General features: G+C 44.4%; 18 protein-coding genes. 1 reads left to right on the plus strand and 17 read right to left on the minus strand.

Annotation, left to right across the window (positions count from 1 at the left end):
• Positions 1-60 precede the first annotated feature (60 nt).
• A complete protein-coding gene (yvfG, locus tag QR42_RS15445; RefSeq protein ID WP_024423509.1) occupies positions 61-276 on the plus strand; it encodes a protein YvfG in 216 nt (71 codons plus the stop codon).
• 21 nt (positions 277-297) lie between these two features.
• Here the strand turns inward: yvfG and QR42_RS15450 are convergent, their stop codons facing one another.
• The 17 genes from QR42_RS15450 to QR42_RS15530 form a co-directional block, all read right to left on the minus strand.
• Entirely contained in the window at positions 298-1623 is a 1326-nt protein-coding gene (locus tag QR42_RS15450) for an MATE family efflux transporter (protein WP_039181536.1), read from the minus strand.
• Between the two features lie 60 nt (positions 1624-1683).
• Positions 1684-2499, minus strand: coding sequence for a nickel import ATP-binding protein NikE (nikE, locus tag QR42_RS15455; protein WP_039181539.1), 816 nt, complete (start codon positions 2497-2499; stop codon positions 1684-1686).
• 13 nt (positions 2500-2512) lie between these two features.
• A complete protein-coding gene (nikD, locus tag QR42_RS15460) occupies positions 2513-3328 on the minus strand; it encodes a nickel import ATP-binding protein NikD (protein ID WP_180272444.1) in 816 nt (271 codons plus the stop codon).
• A 4-nt stretch (positions 3329-3332) separates the two neighbouring features.
• On the minus strand, positions 3333-4166 hold the full coding sequence (gene nikC, locus QR42_RS15465) for a nickel ABC transporter permease subunit NikC (RefSeq protein WP_039181542.1): 834 nt from the start codon (positions 4164-4166) through the stop codon (positions 3333-3335).
• Positions 4163-5107, minus strand: a complete 945-nt coding sequence (gene nikB, locus QR42_RS15470) for a nickel ABC transporter permease subunit NikB (RefSeq protein WP_039181545.1) — start codon at positions 5105-5107, stop codon at positions 4163-4165. The genes nikC and nikB overlap by 4 nt, the downstream gene beginning before the upstream one ends.
• Positions 5108-5125: 18 nt before the next feature.
• Positions 5126-6748, minus strand: coding sequence for a nickel ABC transporter substrate-binding protein (gene nikA, locus QR42_RS15475; RefSeq protein WP_039181547.1), 1623 nt, complete (start codon positions 6746-6748; stop codon positions 5126-5128).
• Positions 6749-6897: 149 nt separating this feature from the next.
• Positions 6898-8076, minus strand: coding sequence for a DegT/DnrJ/EryC1/StrS family aminotransferase (locus tag QR42_RS15480; RefSeq protein ID WP_039181549.1), 1179 nt, complete (start codon positions 8074-8076; stop codon positions 6898-6900).
• Positions 8076-8762 carry an acetyltransferase gene (locus QR42_RS15485; RefSeq protein ID WP_052196535.1) on the minus strand — a complete coding sequence of 229 codons (687 nt, stop codon included), beginning with the start codon at positions 8760-8762 and terminating at the stop codon, positions 8076-8078. Before QR42_RS15485 ends, QR42_RS15480 begins: the two co-directional genes overlap by 1 nt.
• Positions 8725-9318 carry a sugar transferase gene (locus tag QR42_RS15490; protein WP_039181552.1) on the minus strand — a complete coding sequence of 198 codons (594 nt, stop codon included), beginning with the start codon at positions 9316-9318 and terminating at the stop codon, positions 8725-8727. Before QR42_RS15490 ends, QR42_RS15485 begins: the two co-directional genes overlap by 38 nt.
• Before the next feature lie 20 nt (positions 9319-9338).
• Positions 9339-10853, minus strand: coding sequence for an MATE family efflux transporter (locus QR42_RS15495; RefSeq protein ID WP_039181555.1), 1515 nt, complete (start codon positions 10851-10853; stop codon positions 9339-9341).
• A gap of 28 nt (positions 10854-10881) precedes the next feature.
• Complete coding sequence (locus QR42_RS15500) at positions 10882-11910, minus strand: polysaccharide pyruvyl transferase family protein (protein ID WP_052196536.1); 1029 nt, start codon at positions 11908-11910, stop codon at positions 10882-10884.
• A gap of 5 nt (positions 11911-11915) precedes the next feature.
• On the minus strand, positions 11916-12938 hold the full coding sequence (locus tag QR42_RS15505; RefSeq protein ID WP_039181558.1) for a glycosyltransferase family 2 protein: 1023 nt from the start codon (positions 12936-12938) through the stop codon (positions 11916-11918).
• 27 nt (positions 12939-12965) lie between these two features.
• Positions 12966-14069: an EpsG family protein gene (locus QR42_RS15510; RefSeq protein ID WP_039181561.1), complete on the minus strand. Its 1104-nt coding sequence runs from the start codon at positions 14067-14069 to the stop codon at positions 12966-12968.
• Between the two features lie 14 nt (positions 14070-14083).
• The gene (locus QR42_RS15515; RefSeq protein WP_039181564.1) at positions 14084-15214 is read right to left on the minus strand and encodes a glycosyltransferase family 1 protein; all 1131 of its coding nucleotides are present in this window, start codon (positions 15212-15214) and stop codon (positions 14084-14086) included.
• Positions 15207-16046, minus strand: a complete 840-nt coding sequence (locus QR42_RS15520; protein WP_039181568.1) for a glycosyltransferase EpsE — start codon at positions 16044-16046, stop codon at positions 15207-15209. Before QR42_RS15520 ends, QR42_RS15515 begins: the two co-directional genes overlap by 8 nt.
• Positions 16039-17187 carry a glycosyltransferase family 4 protein gene (locus QR42_RS15525; RefSeq protein ID WP_039181571.1) on the minus strand — a complete coding sequence of 383 codons (1149 nt, stop codon included), beginning with the start codon at positions 17185-17187 and terminating at the stop codon, positions 16039-16041. Before QR42_RS15525 ends, QR42_RS15520 begins: the two co-directional genes overlap by 8 nt.
• Positions 17153-19027: a polysaccharide biosynthesis protein gene (locus QR42_RS15530; RefSeq protein WP_039181574.1), complete on the minus strand. Its 1875-nt coding sequence runs from the start codon at positions 19025-19027 to the stop codon at positions 17153-17155. The genes QR42_RS15525 and QR42_RS15530 overlap by 35 nt, the downstream gene beginning before the upstream one ends.
• Positions 19028-19165: the final 138 nt, after the last annotated feature.

The following is a 19165-nucleotide window of genomic DNA, read 5'->3' on the forward strand; positions in this document are numbered from 1 at the left end:
CCCTCTCATCATTTTACATGAAGATTGACGGACCGTATATACGAAATAGGAGTGATTTCTATGTCTGAACTTTTTTCCGTTCCATACTTTGTCGACAACTTGAAACAGCACATCGCCATGAACCAAAATGAAGACAAAGTTCATGCGATGAATGCCTATTACCGCTCAGTGGTGTCAACGCTTGTTCAAGACCAGCTGACCAAAAATGCGGTTGTATTGAAGCGAATTCAGCATCTTGATGAAGCCTATCAAAAGGTGAAAAAAGAAAGCGAATGAACGAAAAAGAACACCCTTTTGTCAAGATGACAAAGGGTGTTTATCATATGCAAAAAGCTTCTGATCCAGCCGCGATTTATACATCATCAAAAAGCCAGACCGCCCTACAGTATAGATAATAAAGGCAAACCATAGGCCATGATTGTGCCAAATGGGCGTGACCACGGTTTGAACGACGATAAACAAAATCATTGCAAACAGCATCGAATTTCTAACAGGGGCAATTTCTGTCGCACCTGTAAATACGCCGTAAATGACCAAACCGAAACAAGCCGCAAACGGATAAAGTACAAGCCAGTCCGCATAGCGTAATGTCACGTCAAGCAGCTGAGGGAGATTTGTAAACAGGCTCAATATCGGCTCTTTTAATAGAAAATAAACCGCCGCAATGACACATGCCATAACAAGTGCCCACTGCCTTGAAAGGGTTAAAGTTTTTTCATAAAGAGAACGGTCATTTGCACCAACTGACCGCCCAACAAGGATGCTGGACGCATTGGCAAAACCATCGAACAAATAAGCCATGATGTAGTGAATTTGAAATAAGATAGCATTAGCTGCCAGCAGCTCCGTACCAAAAGAAGCCCCTTTTGCCGTAAACATGTTGATGACCACTAGCAGACAGATCGTCCGGATAAACAAATCTTTATTCACATGAAACATTTTCTGCACTGCGTGAGTATCCATGATTTTCTTAATGGAAGGCATCTGGAATCCGTTTGACGAATGCTTCATGATGATCCATGCCCCTAACACAAAAGCGGTTAGTTCAGACATCAATGTCGCAGCCGCAACTCCTTTGACCGCAAACGAAAACACATGAACAAGCAGAAATGCAAGCGCCATATTCATGACATTGATCAAGATTTGTAAAGAAAGGGCTTCTTTCATTTTTGCCATCCCCATCAGCCAGCCCAATATGACATAATTCATTAAAGTAAAAGGCGCTCCCCAAATGCGAATATGAAAATAGTCTGCGGCAAATTGACGGACATCAGCATCAGGAGAGATCACTAGAAAAGCAGATTGAATAATCGGCCATTGCAGGGCAATAAAACAAAGTCCGACGATGATGGCGACGAAAAAAGGTCTTAGAAAAGCAAGAACACCCTGCTCCTCATTCTGCGCCCCGTTTGCCTGGGCGGCAAAAGCAGATGTACTTACCCGCAAAAAACCAAACAGCCAATATAATGTACTGAAAATGAGACTGCCGACCGCAACGCCTCCAATATAAGCAGGATTTGCGAGCTGACCGACAACCGCTGTATCAACAGCTCCAAGTAAAGGAGTGGTCATCGTTGAAATCGTTAAAGGAATGGCCAAAGCTAAATACGCTCGATGGTTCACGACGCCACCTGCCTTTCATGAAAAATAGCCTCTTCTCAAAGAGGCATTGATAATAAAGCTTTACCGAACCGGTCTGCCAATCGTTCGTGACAAAGGATGGTCTGCGAGCATTGCATCTCTCATTTTCCGCACCGCTTCCTCTTCTGATGAAAAGAATTCTTCCTTTGATTGAAATTGGGCGACAAGCTTTCCTTGATCAAGAATCGCCAATTGATCACTTAAGTGATAGGCTGCTGTCATATCATGTGTAATAAATAAGTAAGCCACACCCAGCTCCTTCTTTAATTCTACTAATAAATCTAAAATGACAGCCTGTGTGACCATGTCTAAGCTGCTGACAGATTCATCAAGTACAATGAGCTTTGGCTGGAGCAATAAAGCTCTAGCAATGTTGATCCTTTGCAGCTGGCCGCCGCTGAATTGGTGCGGATATTTAGACAAATCTTTTTCACTGAGCCCGACTCTTTCCAACCAATGAATCAGCACGTTTTTACGTTCCTTTCGGCTCATGGTTTCATAGTTTTCAAGCGGTTCAGATAAAATTTGTTCAACTGTCCATCTTGGATTTACCGCCGAATAGGAATCCTGAAATACCGCTTGCACATGCCTGCGAAAATGCTTACGTGTTTGCTGATCTGCACGATAAACATCCTGACCTTCAAAAAGAACCTGTCCAGCTCTTGGTTTCTCTAAACCAAGTATGATGCGGCCAAGTGTACTTTTTCCTGCACCGCTTTGTCCCAGCAGTCCAAGGCAAGTGCCTTCTTCAATGTTCAAATCGACGCTTTTCAGGACAGGGGCTGCGCCTTTATTTCTCATTAGAAACGACCGGCTGTTGTATGCATGACTGACTGCTTTCACTTCTAATAAATGCAAGGGCCTTCTCACCTCAAATCGGGCAAACAGCTGGGATAGATGGACGAGCTGCTAATAGTTTTTTTGTATAATCATGCTTTGGTTGTTCAAAAAGTTCAAGAACTCCTGCCTTTTCCACAATTTCTCCTTGTTTCATGACGACAACTTGATCTGCCATTTCAGCAATGACACCAAGATCGTGGGTAATGAGTAAAATGGCCGTTCCATAGTTATGACGAATTTGGTTCAGATGCTGAAGCACCCGTTTCTGATTGTGTACATCTAAAGCAGTTGTCGGCTCATCTGCAATGATGAGGGGCGGGTGCATACAGGCAGCCATGGCGATCATGACACGCTGCAGCATCCCTCCGCTTAATTCAAAGGGGTATTTGTTGAACAGTTCGTCTGGCTGCGGCAGATTCATTTGCGCTAAAGCATCCATTGCCTGTGCTCGTGCCTTCTTTTTACTAACAGCAGAATGCCGGCGGATGGTTTCAACCAGCTGATGGCCGATTGTCCATACCGGCGTAAAACTGTTCATTGGATTTTGCATAATATATGAGATGTCTTTGCCTCGAATGGACCGCATATTCTTTTCACTTATACCGATCAATTCTCGTCCCTGTAATGTGATACTGCCAGTGACTTCAGTTGTTTTTCGATCAAGCATACGTAAGATCGACATACTTGTCACTGTTTTCCCGCAGCCGCTCTCACCAATTAATCCAAGGATTTGACCGCGCTCTACTTCAAACGATACTTCTTGAATAAGAGGGGTTGTCCCTTGAGGTGTTTTCGTATGCACATGCAGGTTCTCTATTTGTAAAATGGGCTCTTGCACATTGATCATTCCTTTACACACGGCGTTTGATACCATATTTCTCTGAAAGGGCTTCTCCTAGTAAATTAAACAGAATCACCACAGTCATGATCACAAGACCCGGGTACAGCATCAATTGAGGATTCGTTTGAATATACGATTTCCCTTCATGAATCATTGCTCCCCATTCAGGCATAGGAGGCTGAACCCCTAATCCGAGGAAAGACATCGCAGAAATGTCCATAATCGCCCAGCCCATTTCGAGTGTTCCAATGACTGCTAATGGCGGCAGGACATTGGGAATCATATGCTTTCTCATGATGTTCCAGTGCGAGGTCCCACTGATTTTTGCAGCTGCAATAAAGTTCTGTTCTTTTAAACTGAGCACCATCCCTCGGAAGACGCGGGCATAATACACCCATTGCACAAGCATCAAAGCAAGTACGACTTGAGAAAGTCCCGGACCGAAAATGCCGACTAACCCAAGGATCAGCACCAGGTTTGGAAATGCCATGACACCGTCACAGATTCTCATCAAAACATGATCAATCCAGCCGCCTTTGTATCCTGAAAACAGGCCGACAATTAAACCAATGAATAACGAAGAAAGAAAGATTAATAACGCACAGCCGAGCGAAACACGCGCACCATATAAAATACGAGATAAATTGCACCGCCCTAATTGATCTGTTCCAAGAGGATACTCCCACGAAGATCCCTTTAGCTTCATCGCTAGATTGACAGCTGCCGGATCATGCGGGGCGATCCATGGCGCACATATTGTCACAATCAGCAGGAGACCGAGCAGCAGGGCGCAGATCGAGATCATCTTTTGATGAGAGAAGAGATGTTTTACTTTTGTCATCATTGCTGGCGGCCTTCCTTTCTAGAAATACGAGGGTCAATGATCAATTGAATCAAGTCAACCATCAAGCTGCTCAAGATAAAAATACAGGCTGACATGAGGACATAAAATTGAATGACTGGCAGATCCCGGTTAAAGATCGCTTCAATAAAAAAGCGGCCAAACCCTGGCCATGAGAAAACGGCCTCTACAATAATGGTTCCGGTTAACAGCTTGCCGAGGTTCACCCCAAGACCGGTCAGCATCGGCGATATCGCAATTCTGAACACATGCTTGAACATGATCGATTGTTCCTTCAATCCTCTCATTCTCGCATATTGAACGAAAGGTTCTTGAAGCGCCTCACTCACACTTGAACGTAACAGCCTTGTATACGTAGCAATTAAAGGGACTGCCAGTGTGATCGACGGCAGGATGAGATGCGCCCATGTTCCGACCCCTTCAACTGGTAAAAGGTCTAGCTTCACTGAAAAAAAGAAGATGAGCAAATACCCCAAAACAAACGTTGGGATAGATGCTCCTAAGAAAGAAATCAGCCGGCTCACATGATCAACGGCACCATTTTTCCTCATGCCGCTGAAAAAGCCGAGCGGAATGCTGACACAAATAGCGATCAGCAGACTGGTCAGTGCCAATTGAATCGTTGCCGGTATTCGATACATCACCTCATCAACGACAGGCTGATTGGACATATACGACCGGCCGAAATCAAGATGAATGACTTTTTCAATGGTATGAAGATACTGCATATAAAATGGCTCATCTAAGCCGAATTCACTTCGTTTTTGCGCTAATATTTCATCCGTAGGTTGGATATGAGCCGCTGCTAAATATGCCTCAGCCGGGTCAACTGGCGAAAGGTGAATCATACCAGTTGTGAGCAGTGTGGCTAATAAAAATACAGGAATAATTGATAGCAATCGTTTGACGATATAGCGGCCCATTTCCTTACCTTCCTTCTGTTACTTCAGCTTAATGCCTGTGAAAGGTTGTTCATCACGATTCGCAGGGAATTCAAAGTCTTTCACAGCTTTTTGATAAACGGCTGTCTTTTTAAAATAAGAGATTGGCACAATTGCCCCTTGATCCTGTAAAGAGGATAAGACAGACGAATACAGTGCTTTACGTTTCTTTTCATTTGTTGTTGATGGGATTTCCGTCATTTCTTTGATCAGCTTTTCCTTATTTGGGTAGGCTGAAATGGCTTCTTTGAATCCAAATCCATCTGATGAGAGAACGTTCATAAACGTATGCGGATCATACGGCGCTCCGTAGTTGCTAAAGAAGTTCATATCAAACTTATTGGCTTTAAAGCGCTGAACCTGTGTGGCCAAATCCACACCCTCAAGCTTGACGCCGACACCAACGGCTGCCCATTCGGCTTGCAGCGTTTCTGCCATCGCTTTTTGAATCGATTCTGCCGAGTCATACATCATGCTGAACTCAAGCTTTTTCCCATCTTTTTCACGAACGGATTTTCCTTTTGGAAGTGTCCAGCCCGCTTCATCCAGCAATGCTTTGGCTTTATCCACATCATATTTGAAAGACTTCACCTGAATGTTTGACGTATACGGCATGTTTGTCGGCAAGATGTGATCTGCTTCATCCTCTAAACCAGAAGTGACCCCTTCTACCATTGATTTTTTATTGAAGGCATATTGAAGGGCATGACGCACTTTCTCATCTGACAGCTGATCCACTTTTGTGTTCATGACAAGCTGTCTCGTTGCAACAGGCTCTGACATTTTCGTTTCATACTTGCCGCTTGCCTCTAGCTGTTTGTAGGAATCAAGGCTAATGGTTCCTTCTCCGTAAAGTAGATCCACATCACCTTTTTCAAATGCCATGACTCTCGTTTCCGCATCTGGGATAACCTTTACCTTGATTTCTTTTACCTTTGGTTTTTCTCCCCAATAATGATCGTTTCGTTCGAAAATAGCATAATCATCTTTCTTATATGTTTTTAAAATCCAAGGGCCTGTCCCCACTGGTTTTTCAATTCCTTTTGACGTATCTCCGTTTTTAGGGAAGCCTTCTTCACCTAAGAAACGAACTGGACGAACAACGGCTAATTCTTGAACAGTTGGATAATATGGTGCTGTTAATGTGAGTTTAAATGTCTTTTTATCAACGGCTTCTGTCTTTTTGATTTTCTTAATGACACCTAACCAGCTATGTAAATCTTTATTTTTTAAAATCGTATCAAAGTTCTTTTTAACAATATCCGCATTAAATTCAGAGCCATCTGAGAATGTTACTCCGTCTCTTAAATGGAACGTATAAACCTTGCCATCCTTTGAAACATCCCATGATTTCGCTAATTCTGGTTTCAGCTTTCCATTCTTTTGATAGCTCACCAACGGCTCATAAATCATTGATTGTGCAAACAATTGTGATGGGTTGTATACGTGTGGATTCATTTCACCAATATCTCTTGGCCACGCCATAGTGATCATGTCAGGGTGATCCTTGTTTCCATCCGCTCCATTGTTTGTTTGAGAGCATCCTACTAATAAAAAGAGAATAAGCAGGAAGGGTAACACAGTATTTATTTTAATTTTCGGAAAATTATTCCAAATAGTCATAAGTTGCTCCTCCTAATTGATGCTGATAATCATTTTCATTTTAAGGAGGAAGGGAGCCCTTGTCAATATCATATTTGAAACGACATGACAATACTTATTCCTAATTATTCCACAAATTGAGGAATTTGATAGAAAGAGAGGCAGGCTGCTTACGAATGAGCAGCCTGTGAAGAGGTAAATGTTTTTTCTCGCAGCATGTCATGAAGTATATGGATGATACGCTCCTGATCTGCATCTGTCATGCTCGTTCCAGACGGGAGACAAAGCCCCCTCTCAAATAACAGCTCGGATACAGGCGTCCCTTTTTCCGCAGTATAAAAAGGGCAATGGCGAAAGAGCGGCTGCTGGTGCAGCGGCTTCCATACATGCCTTGCTTCGATTTGTTCTTTTTCTAAAGCAAGAATGATATCTGCTGGAGACAATTTTGTATCACGATCAATGGTCAATGCCGTCAGCCAGCGGTTGGATTTCGTTTCTTGATATTCTGGCATCAAATGAAGACCCTCCGCTTCTGATAAAGCGTCCTGATAACGCTGGAAAATGCGGCGCTTTTGATCAACACGCTCGTCCAGCACTTCCATTTGAGCAATCCCGACCCCTGCTAAGAGGTTGCTCATGCGATAGTTGTAGCCCATCTCTTGATGCTCATAGTGCATGGCTTGTTCTCTGGCCTGTGACGCAAGAAAACGGCATCGTTCAATCGCAGCTTCATCATCACTCACAAGCATTCCGCCCCCTGATGTTGTAATGATTTTATTTCCATTAAAAGAATAGATACCGAACCTGCCCATTGAGCCGCTTTTCCTTCCTTTATACAGCGCACCTAACGATTCAGCCGCATCCTCAATGACGGGTACATCATATGCTTCACACAGAGCCATGATTTCGTCCATTTTTGCACTTTGCCCATATAAATGGACGACAATGACCGCGCGAGGTTTTTTACCAAGACGTTTTGATTCAACAAAGGCTTTCTCTAAAGCAAGCGGGCACATATTCCACGTCTCCCTTTCAGAATCAATAAAAACGGGCGACGCTTGTTCATATAAAATCGGATTTGCCGTTGCAACAAACGTGAGGGTGGAACAAAAGACAATGTCTTCTTTTTGTACACCTATCAGCTTTAAAGCAAGGTGAATCGCCGCTGTTCCTGAGGATAAAGCCGCGCCTGTCTTCACTCCTGCATAGTCCGCTACTGTCTGCTCAAATTCATTCACAAGCGGTCCAAGCGGCGCAATCCAGTTGCTCTTGAAGGCTTCCTCTATTTTGAGATACTCTTTTCCGCTCATATGCGGAGGAGATAAGTAAATTCGCTTCTTTTCTTTCATCACTTTCCACCTTCTTTCCGATCTTTGATTTCCATTGCAGGAATTCCTACCGCAACCTTCTGATCATGTATATCTCTTGTCACTGCTGCTCCAGCGCCAATGACCGTCCAGCTTCCAATCGTTGTACCCGGTGTCACGACGGCACCTGCCCCAATATGTGCACCCTCCCGCACGGAAACACCGCCAGTCAGAACCCCGCCTGGTGACAGGTGCACAAACGATTCGAGTATGCAGTCATGCTCCACGATAGATCCTGTATTCATAATCGCATGCTCACCGATGGCTGCATCTGCTTGTACCACTGCCCTTGCCATCACGACAGTCCCCCTTCCAATGACAGCTGACGGACTTATGACCGCCTCTGGATGAATGAGTGTGGCGTACGCTGTATTTTCAAATGAGAGGCGTTCCTTCATGAGCAGTCTGATCTCATTTTGTCCGATTGCAATCAGCCATTTCATATGTGGCATGGTCTTTCTCAGCTGCTCACTCATGGAGATCGGTCCATACAAAATCCCGCTTTGAGTGACCACCTCTTCAAATTGATCATCTAACACCGCACATAATGAGTAATCGGAATGTGCAAAAATGAGATCTTGGATGACTTTGCTATGTCCTCCAGCCCCAATTAAACCAATGGTTTGCTTTTTACATATCGGTTCCTTTGAATTTTTCAGCTGTGGCATGATCCGGCTGCTGCACCCCCTCTGTTTTCATGACTTTCAGCAAGGTCATCCATAGAATTTTCATATCGAGCCAAAACGATTGATGCTCGACATACCAAAGGTCATAGGTGAATTTCTCCTCCCAGGAAAGCGTGTTTCGGCCGTTCACCTGTGCCCATCCTGTTATGCCGGGCTTCACAAGATGACGCCTTGCTTGTTCCTCTGTATACATAGGCAAATACTCCATCAAAAGCGGTCTTGGCCCGACGAGACTGAGCTCTCCTTTGAGTACATTGACAAGCTGCGGCAATTCATCAAGACTAAGCTTTCGAATCAAGGCGCCGGTTTTTGTTAAACGCAGATGATCTGGCAGCAGCTCCCCATGTTCGTCGCGTTCATCGGTCATTGTCCGAAATTTATAGAGCATAAAAGGCCTGCCATACAGACCAGGCCGCTTCTGCCGAAACACCACAGGCGTTCCAATTTTCCATCTAATCAGTCCATAGATGAGAAGAAAAAGAAGACTGCCTGCGATGAGCAGCGTCAATGCCACCATCACATCGATCATTCTTTTCATCATTGCATCTCCTTTTCATATTAGCGGGAGACCGCATGTTTTACCTTACGCATCAGCTGCATCCGCTCTCGTTTCGTTCCTGCAAACACATACAAGTAGCCTATATAGAGAATGAAACAAAGCCCGCCAATACAAAACAGCTCCCACCATGAAGTCACGTTATATACCACTTGAATTCCTGCGCAGACGCCCCAAATAAATAGCGCTCCTGCAAGCGGAACCAGCGTATGCTTGTAAAAGATGGTGCGTTTCTGATTCGTGATGCTAGCCGTATAAAATGGCAGAAACACAATATTTTTGATCAATAAAACCATTGCCCCCGCGGATGCAATGCCATATAAACCGAGCTGCAGCATATGAGTCAATCCATAGGCAAAAAGCACATTAGACACACCTAATATAAGGGTGATAACCGCAGGAACTTTAAAACGATTAAACACGGTTGGCACATATGTGAGCGGTAAAAACATCAAGGTCAAACATAAATAAGCCGCATGAATCATGAGAAGCCATTTCAGCTCCTCAAAAGCAGGGCCAAGCCATAGAAGCATGAGCGGACCAGCGAGACCTCCTAAAAGCGCGGCTGGGAACGCAACAAATAAGCCGCTCCACTTAATAGCATTTGCAGCATATTGAATGAGCCCCTCTTTGTCGTGATTCGAATAAAATTTCGTGATTGTTGGTGCAAACACAACGGCCAGTGTCCCTGCCAGTGTGCGTAATAATAATGGAAATTGTAAAATCGCCGCATATTTGCCTGTCGCTTCAGCTCCAATGAGCAAGTTGGTCATCAATAAATCAATTTGTAAAAACAACAAAATCCCCATTTGCTCAAATGAATGCCAGACCCCTGATCGAACAAGGGTGAGACTAGACGATAACGAGACATGCCGCCACTTAAACGAAAACCAAGGGATGAGTTTTTTAAAATAATAGATACCGATCCCCATAGCCGCTAAGCTTCCAAGGACGGCCGCAAGTGGAATATGCCAAATGGCTGGTGTCGTCCATGTAAACAGGATGACAATCATCAGTGCTCTCAGAAACATTTGAATTGCCTGTCCAACACTTGATACATAGAGCTTATTCGCATAAAACGGTGCAGCCCCAATGCCAGACATGACGAAATTGAGCATAAATAAAAGACCCCCTAAAATAAAGGCGGTCTGTGTGTCTTTTGCGAGATGATCGGGCACATGAAGCCACTCAACCAGCTGATGAGATATGAAAAGACAAAGCAAAAAGAGACTAATAGATAGTAAAAACGAACTGACGAAATAGGAAGCGAGATAGCGCTGCGCCTTCTCCATCTCTCCTTTATGAGCCGCCACAGAAAAAAAACGCACAACAACCGCACTTAACGAAGCGGTAATGACCGATAAATAGTTGATCATATTTTGCGTCAGATGGATTAAGCCGAATGCTTCCACTCCAAGCGTATGAACAATATAAGGTGTTAAACAAACAGACATGAGCATCATCAGGACAAATGTGATTAAGTTCGCACTGGCATTATAAAGAAACGCTCGATTCATTGTGCTTTCACGCAGCGTTTAAGAGCCCTCATCCAGCTTCCTCTCCCTTTTGACCACTTGTTTTCATCAGCTGATGAACGGCCTCTTTCACAGCGGTCTCATTTGGTTCTTTTAAAAGGGTCATAAACGGAAGGTGAGCCACCCACTCAAATCCCTCCATCACCTTATGATCAAACGACCTAAGGACAACACACGGTGTATGAGTGATCGCACAAAAGATCATGCCATGCAGACGATCTGTCACGACGACCTGCGTTTGTTTTAACTCCGTCCACAAAGACGTTAACTCCTCCAAGCGAGTTGTTCGATCGACCCGTCTGCCAATTGTCGTTGTGATCAAACCGACTTGATCATATGTCTCTTGGATATACTGCTGCAGCTGCTGGCGCTCCTCCTTTGTGAGATATGCTTCTTGATCCTCACGCAGACAAAGCAGAACCCCTTCACGTGTTTCATCCTTTGATGATTCGTCTAATGACAGCACCATATCAGGCTGTTTCCACACATCTTGATCAGGAAAATGCTGCTTCATCCATTCATAGGTTGTTTGATCTCTTGCCATGAGGAGCAGTCTTGGATGCTGCTTATACGTGTGTATGGCGCGGCGCTCCTCCCTTTTCCCTTTCTTTGTTTCTGTAAAATGCACAGTAGCAGGCAGCTGGATCATGGGATAGGACTTGAAGGTCTTGATGATAAATTGTCTCGTCCATTCTTCGTACCGGTATAAATCCCCCATATTGCCCCCACCGATCATACAGACGATGTCTTCTGGATGCCGGCTGCGCTTTAGCGGACGGGCAAGGCGATAGATCTCTTTCATGTCCACTTCTATGATGTCATAGGCTGGAAAGTGTTTCTTTAAAAAACAATAACTCGCATAGGCAATCGCATGATCCCCTAAATTATCATGGCCCGGCAGCAGCGTGAGAATGATTTTCTTCTGATGACTCAGCTCTGGCAGCCTTTGGCGGCTCAGTCTATACTCAAGCGGATATTTGACCTTTAAGAGCAGCCACTCTGCGGTTTTTGCCTTCATTTGCTGCACTGTCAATCCCATCACCCCTATTTCCTTGTCTGATATTCGATCCATTTTTGATAGCTAGATGCCGCGGCAGAAAGCGGATAAACCAATCGGCACTTAGCAAGAAATAAAATCATTCGCTTTCGTACTGTGAGCTTCGATGGTTCCACTTGTTTGACGGCATGCTGAAAGGCATCATGTGTGACCATTTCACGCATGTGATCAAGCTTTTCCTGAATAGAGAGATCATTTTGGCTCTTCCATTCGTTGAGCATACAATGAAGCGTATGATTGACGATAAAAAAGTCTAATGCTTTCTCATATAGAGAGATGTCATCATGCTCTTTTAAAAACGAGCGCTGTGCATGATAATAGGTCAGTCCATGATGAAAATACTGCTTCTGATATCGTTGCACAATAGATGACAGATGAACCCTGTAGTAATAAAGGGGCTCATGAACAAAAGCAATGCTGCGTGATAAAGAAAAACAGCGCAGCGTCACATATTGATCTTCAATGTTCTCAAGCTCCCCCCGCAGCGGAAATCGAATGTGATGTTCTTCCATGAAGGCACGCCGATACAGCTTATTCCATGAGAATCCAGTTAAGTTTCCATGTAATAACGCTTTGATTAAATCCGTTTTTTCAGCTGACCGCTTGTCTAACAGCGTCGTTGGTATCGTTCGCTTTGACTGTTCAAATTGAATCCAATACTCACTCACAACAAGATCTGCCCCGGTCATTTCGGCTTTTTCGTACATGGCTTCACAGTAATGAGGAGCGAGAATATCATCTGAATCCACAAAGGCGAGGTACGTCCCTTTCGCTTCCTCGATGCCCCTGTTTCTCACAGCGCCTAACCCTTGATTGGATTGATGAATCACCCGGAAACGCTCATCACGCTCAGCAAATGCTTCAAGCCATTCACCGCTGCGGTCGGTCGATCCATCATTGATAAGAATGACTTCTATATCGGAAAAGCTTTGATCTGCAATTGATTGAAGACATTGCTCCACATATTGACTCGTATTGTAAACTGCGACCAATAGACTGATAGCTGGCATTACAGCATGCCCCACCTTTCTTCAAATCTATTTATTAAATATCGTTCTATACGGCAAAACCGAAGAATCGAACGGCATCAGCATGATGCTGTACAGAATATAGCAAACAGCAATCCCTACATACATAAACACATTAGACCGCTGATCAAAAATACGTGTGAAATATGGCAGTAAAATGAGCTGATACAAACCAAAATAAATATGAAATCTTGCATAAATGACATCCTTCGTTGCAAGGATGCCAAACAAGAAACCAAGCAAACAAAAATTCACAATGTAATCACTCTCAGGTGTCAGCTCACGAAGTCGTTTCCGATAAAAGAAAGCGAGCAGAAGCGGCAAAATCAAGACACCGATTTTTGTCACATTCATTCCATTCGTATTCGTTGTGAGCCATTCCTCGTAATGACCATATGAACTTCCTTGCAGCATCACGACAAACACTGAGACAAAACGGTCATAAAGCGCGGTTAAGCCTAAGAAAATCAGGCATAAGAACAGCATCATCCAAGACCAAGCCTTTGTCCTCACAATAAAATAAACAGGAATCATGATGAGAGCCGATGAATGAAACAATGAACATACAAGGACGAGCGGAAAATACAATTTCCACTGACCATTGATCACCAACCGGATGGCATAAAAAAGAATCGCTGCCACCATATACTGACGCATGCCATTAAATGACGCATAATAATGAAAGGTCCCAAGAAAAAGCAACATACTCAGCTCAAATGGACGGCCATATTGAATAAGCGTCTTGATAATAAAAAAATAAGTAATGGCTCCGACTGAGATATACATGATTTGCGGATCATGAGACAGTTGATTAAGCATCCATAAAATAAACGTAAACCCCGGATCCGTTGCGGCTTTATCCACACCGAATCCGAATATATGCCAAGGCCTTTCATAGTTGATGGAGAACTCATACATCTGTCCATATGTGACAAAATCGGTTCCTACTTTGTACCGAATCCCAGAGACAATACAAAGAAACAAAAACGGAAAAAACACAAGAAGCTTGTTAGGCCGCCATCCGCTTTGAATGGTATCATCACGTCTGCCGTAAAATGCGGCAAAGCTCGACCATAAATAGACCATGATCATGTTCACCAAATAAACCGCCATCTGCCATTCCTTCCTTACAGTCCATATAGATTCATCACACGTGTAATATTCTGTTTCACATCAAATCCTCTTTGTTCAAGCTGTGAGGTAATGGTCTCTTGAAGAGGAGGTTCTGCATGATATGCTTCAAGCACCGCCTTCATCCATTCATGCGCGGAATCTCCCAGCGACATCCTTTTCACAAGCCCGCAGCCTAAATCTACTTCCTCTGTAATATGATCTGAAATCACACAAGGCAGCCCAGACGCCTGTGCTTCCACTAATACAAGCGGAAGACCTTCAAACAAAGAAGGCATCACAAAAACGTCAAATGCTTTCATATACTGCGGAACGTCTGATACGACGCCTGTAAAGACAATGTCCTCCATCAAGCCAGCCTTCTCCGCATACGATTCGACTACTTGCTTCAGCGGTCCATCCCCTACGAGGACAAGCTGAAATGAAACGCCTTGCTTCTTTAAGGTCTGGGCCAGCTCCATAAAAAAAACATGATTTTTTTGCTCATGGAACCGCCCAATATGACCGATGACCATGTTTTTTTCGCGAAGATGGAGCTGCTTTTTGATCTCCGCCTTTTCGTCTGGATCAGGCTGAAAAAAAAGGGATAAATCAATCCCATTTGGCAGCACCTCAACTTGCCCGTTCTGCATTTTTTTCTGTCCAAATAAAAAGACTCCGGCATCCTCGCCGCATGCAACAAGCTGTGTAGAGAATGCAAAGATCAGCTGGCGAAACCCTTTGAGCATCATATGATCCAGCCAGTTTGGCGACTGCTTCCACGCTGTATTATGCGAATGGCAAATGCGCACCTTCACACCCGCTAGTTTTGCAGCAAATGCGGAGAAGCCTGTCTGAAAATCCGTATGTGCATGCACGGCCTGATAGGGTCCTGTTTGCCTAATTGTCTTTGTCAATGTTTTCACAAAAGCAACCGGAGAGGACGCCCCAATACTCGGGACATAAAAGATGCGTCCCCCAAGCTCGCGAATTTCCTCATCATAATCACAGACGTCCTGCCGGTGGGTAATGAAATCAAATTGAAGGACATTCCTGTCGAGTGCACGATAAATGTTCATAATCATCGTTTCAGCTCCGCCGCGGTTCATCCCGCCCACAATATGAAGCACGCGCTTTGGCTCACTCATCCCGAACAGCCCTCCTCTTCAGCATAGACGTCGCCAGCTTCCGGCGATGATAAAGCTTCATGACCTTCGGTGACAAGCAGGCACGGACCACCGGCTTTAGAGCAAATAAATAGTCAAGCGGTGATAGCTTTAATAGCCAGCATGCTTTCAAAACGAGCCAGGCATTATCCATCGAATATCGAAACTTTCGCCGCTGAAAGGCTGCTTCATCCTCTCTCACAAGATATAACGGCTCTTGTAAATTAAAGCCTTTCCTCCCAGCAACAAAAAAGCGGATCCAAAGATCGATATCTTCCATCCGCCTTGTTGTTTTCACAGAGCGATATCCATTTAAAGCTTTGTAAGCAGAAGCCCTCATCATAATGGTCCCATGACAAAAAGGAGTTCCTCTTGCCATCACCTTCCGATCAGGCTCTGAAACAAGTGCCCGCACACCCTTTGTTCCCGTTTCATCAAAAACCGTCATCGCCGTACCGACCACATCGTATTCAGGATATGTATCGAGGAAATGAACCTGTTTTTCTAAACGAACAGGCACCGATAGATCATCGCCATCCTGCCTTGCAATCAACTCTCCCCTCGCTTCAGCCAGACAGCGATTGAGACTGGCAGCGAGCCTTTGATTTTCTTGATTACGGATCAGGCGAATTCTTTCAGGATCTCGTTTTGTATAAGACAGCACCTTCTCATAAGTGCCATCTGTTGATGCGTCATCACATATAATGAGCTCCCAGTTTTTATATGTTTGATGAAGAATGGATTCAATACTTTCTTCTACTGTCTCTTGGCAATTGTAGACGCCCATGATAATTGACACCTTTGGTTTACGCATGCTGTATCACCTTCTCTGCTTGATCCATATAAATTGTATAAATTTCTTCCATTGCACTGACCGTCTGCTCCTGTGCAAATGCATGAGCGATAGAGCGTCCCGCTTTTCCCATGAGAAGCAGCTGATCCTTTTTGTCATAGAGCTGCTGCAAGTAATCAGCTAAACCATTCACATCTTGCGGTTTAACTAAAAAACCATTGACGCCATGTTTGACAAGCTCACAATGCCCTCTATTCTCCGTTGCAATCACGGGTTTTTCTGCCGACATCGCTTCAAGCAGGTTCATGCCGAGCCCTTCTCTCAAGCTGGTGGAAACACACACATCGCTCAAATGCATCCATTCCTCCATTTGTTTGCAAAACCCAGCAAAGTGAACATGCTTTTCAAGCTGGAGCTGGCGGGTAAGCTTTTCATAGTTTGGTCTCATTGTCCCTTCCCCGGCAAACACGATCTTTATATTTGGTATTTTCCTAGACAGTTGTGCACATGCTTTGATGAGCATTCCTTGATTTTTATTCATGTTTAATTCGCCAGCACACAGTACGATAAAATCTTCCGCAGAAAAGCCGTAGGCTGCGCGGAGACGCTGTTTCTCTTTTTCATCAACTGGTGCGAACCGTTTCATATCCACACCCATACCGGGCACATAATAAACAGATGTCCGCTCTTTTGATAGACGGTCTGCTCTTTTAAAATCCTCCCCATTAATGGTGATCAGTGCGTCTGTATAGCGGGCAAGAAATCTCTCAATTGGATAATAGAGCAGCCAGTTTTGAAGCGGCGCCCCCTGCCAAAAGTGAAAGCCATGTGCCGTGTAAAGAACCTTCGTTCCTTTTTTGCGCGCGCCTTTGGCTGCAAGCCTGCCAATGACACTTCCCATTGGTGTGTGGCAATGGATGAATTCATAGTGCTCTTTCGTTAACAGCTTCTTCAGTTCTACATACGCAAGCCGGTTGCGGACATGAAAAGGAGAGCGCTGAATTGGAATCGAGTGAGCTTGATTCACATAGGGCAGCTCCAGCTGGCCATTTGCCGCTGTATGCACTTCCCATCCTTTTTCCTGAAACCACCGGAAATATGGAAGATGAAAGGCCTTAAAGTGATAATCAACCGTTGCGCAAAACAAGACTTTTTTCTTCATTGGCAAGCGGCTCCTCCTCTCGTTTCATCTGTTCAGACAACATATCATGCGACTCAATGGCAGCAAATAATGCTTGTCTCATTTGCTCTTCACTCATCATGTCAAATTCATGTATAAAGCGGTTCAGCACATATGGGTCACCATCCAGCGCATGGCCGATATGAATTTTCGGGAAGATTTGTTCCTGTGCTTTTTCATGCTGGTTCAGTAGTTCTTCGTACATTTTCTCCCCAGGACGAATGCCTGTGAAAGTGATCGGAATCTGGTCTGTGGTGTAGCCTGAGAGGTGAATGAGGTTTTCTGCAAGGTCTACGATTTTCACTGGCTCCCCCATATCTAAAACAAAAATCTGTCTTCCTTCTGCCAGTGCACCTGCCTGAATCACAAGCCTTGATGCTTCTGGGATGGTCATAAAATATCTTGTCATGGCTGGGTGCGTGACTGTCACCGGCCCGCCTTGCTCGATTTGTTTCTTAAAAATAGGGATGACGCTCCCTCTGCTTCCAAGTACATTTCCAAATCGAACGGCGACAAATTTTGTTTCGCTGCTTGCCCCCATTTGCATAATCAGCATTTCAGCAAACCGCTTAGTGGCTCCCATCACATTGGCAGGGTTGACTGCTTTGTCAGATGAGATGAGGACGAATGTTTCAATGCCGTGCTCGTGTGCGGCTTCTGCGACATTTTTTGTCCCGATAATATTGTTTTTCACGGCTTCTTTCGGACTGATCTCCATGAGTGGAACATGCTTATGTGCCGCAGCATGATAAATCATATCCGGTTGAAACTGACCAACGATTTCACTCATTTTCTGTTTATCTTGAATATCCGCAATTTGTGGATAGAGTCTGATGCTGTCTCCATATAATTCTTTCAGCTCTAGTAAAATAGAATGAATGCTAAATTCTCCATGTCCCACAAGTACAATCGCTTGAGGAGCAAACACACAAATTTGACGGCAGATTTCTGACCCAATTGATCCGCCTGCCCCTGTGACCATGATCGTTTTTCCTTTTAAATGAGCAGATAGACGGCTCGTATCTAATTGAATCGGTTCTCTCCCTAGTAAATCCTCTGGCTGTACATCCCGTAATTGATTCAGCGCATGGGTTCCTTTTAAAATCTGCTCCATTTCCGGCATGATCTGTGTTTTGACCCCAGTCGCTACACATTCCTTATACAGCCCTTTTAAGGTGTGGCTGCTTTTAGATGGAATGGCAATGATGATCTTCTGAATATCCATCATCACGACAGCTGTTTGAATTTGTTCTTTTCCTCCTATGACAGGCAGACCCATAATTTCAAGCCTATGTTTCGTCTTGTCATCATCGATGAAGGCGACTGGCTCAATATGTACATCACTCGATTGCTGTAGCTGACGAACGAGCATGGTCCCCGCTGATCCGGCGCCAATGATTAATGCCCGCTCCTTTTCTGCCTGAAGCCGCTTTGCTCCGTCATGAAATAGCCTGGAAGCCATCCGAGAGGCACCGATGAATAAGATATGAAAAAGCCACACGATGAATAAAAACCGAAATGGCCATGTCTGCACGAAAAGGTACAGCATCGTCATCGAAAATAAAAAAGAACACACAAAGGTCTTCATTAAAGAAAATAACTCTCTTACTCCTGTATAAGCCCATACTTGCTTGTACACATGAAATATGCAGGCAAATAGATGGTGCCCAATGAGCAGACTGAGTGAAGAAATGGCGAGCATTTCAAATGTATAAACGGTTAAAGCCGCCTCTTGGACAAATTGAAAACCAAAAAAGACGGCAACTAAGATGAGATATGAATCTAGTGCTACGATGATTGATAATCTTTGGGCGTAAGTCAACGCTCCTCCCCCTTTTTAAAGCATCACTATTCTTACGTAACATGGGCATCAAACCCGTCCTCACATCCCACTACTGATGACGAGCATCTAAGGCACCGGTTGTGCCCACAGCAGGATCGAGTGCCTCCATTGTTAAAG

Origin of the sequence: Bacillus sp. WP8, assembly GCF_000800825.1 — a bacterium.
In the GTDB taxonomy this organism is placed as follows: Bacteria; Bacillota; Bacilli; order Bacillales; family Bacillaceae; genus Bacillus; species Bacillus safensis.

What these genes read in the sequence shown, in the direction of transcription:
- yvfG (WP_024423509.1), top strand. Translation starts at nt 61, where the DNA reads ATGTCTGAACTTTTTTCCGTTCCATACTTTGTCGACAACTTGAAACAG.
- nikD (WP_180272444.1), bottom strand. Translation starts at nt 3,328, where the DNA reads ATGATCAATGTGCAAGAGCCCATTTTACAAATAGAGAACCTGCATGTG.
- nikC (WP_039181542.1), bottom strand. Translation starts at nt 4,166, where the DNA reads ATGATGACAAAAGTAAAACATCTCTTCTCTCATCAAAAGATGATCTCG.
- nikB (WP_039181545.1), bottom strand. Translation starts at nt 5,107, where the DNA reads ATGGGCCGCTATATCGTCAAACGATTGCTATCAATTATTCCTGTATTT.
- nikA (WP_039181547.1), bottom strand. Translation starts at nt 6,748, where the DNA reads ATGACTATTTGGAATAATTTTCCGAAAATTAAAATAAATACTGTGTTA.
- QR42_RS15480 (WP_039181549.1), bottom strand. Translation starts at nt 8,076, where the DNA reads ATGAAAGAAAAGAAGCGAATTTACTTATCTCCTCCGCATATGAGCGGA.
- QR42_RS15485 (WP_052196535.1), bottom strand. Translation starts at nt 8,762, where the DNA reads ATGCCACAGCTGAAAAATTCAAAGGAACCGATATGTAAAAAGCAAACC.
- QR42_RS15490 (WP_039181552.1), bottom strand. Translation starts at nt 9,318, where the DNA reads ATGAAAAGAATGATCGATGTGATGGTGGCATTGACGCTGCTCATCGCA.
- QR42_RS15495 (WP_039181555.1), bottom strand. Translation starts at nt 10,853, where the DNA reads ATGAATCGAGCGTTTCTTTATAATGCCAGTGCGAACTTAATCACATTT.
- QR42_RS15500 (WP_052196536.1), bottom strand. Translation starts at nt 11,910, where the DNA reads ATGGGATTGACAGTGCAGCAAATGAAGGCAAAAACCGCAGAGTGGCTG.
- QR42_RS15505 (WP_039181558.1), bottom strand. Translation starts at nt 12,938, where the DNA reads ATGCCAGCTATCAGTCTATTGGTCGCAGTTTACAATACGAGTCAATAT.
- QR42_RS15510 (WP_039181561.1), bottom strand. Translation starts at nt 14,069, where the DNA reads ATGGCGGTTTATTTGGTGAACATGATCATGGTCTATTTATGGTCGAGC.
- QR42_RS15515 (WP_039181564.1), bottom strand. Translation starts at nt 15,214, where the DNA reads ATGAGTGAGCCAAAGCGCGTGCTTCATATTGTGGGCGGGATGAACCGC.
- QR42_RS15520 (WP_039181568.1), bottom strand. Translation starts at nt 16,046, where the DNA reads ATGCGTAAACCAAAGGTGTCAATTATCATGGGCGTCTACAATTGCCAA.
- QR42_RS15525 (WP_039181571.1), bottom strand. Translation starts at nt 17,187, where the DNA reads ATGAAGAAAAAAGTCTTGTTTTGCGCAACGGTTGATTATCACTTTAAG.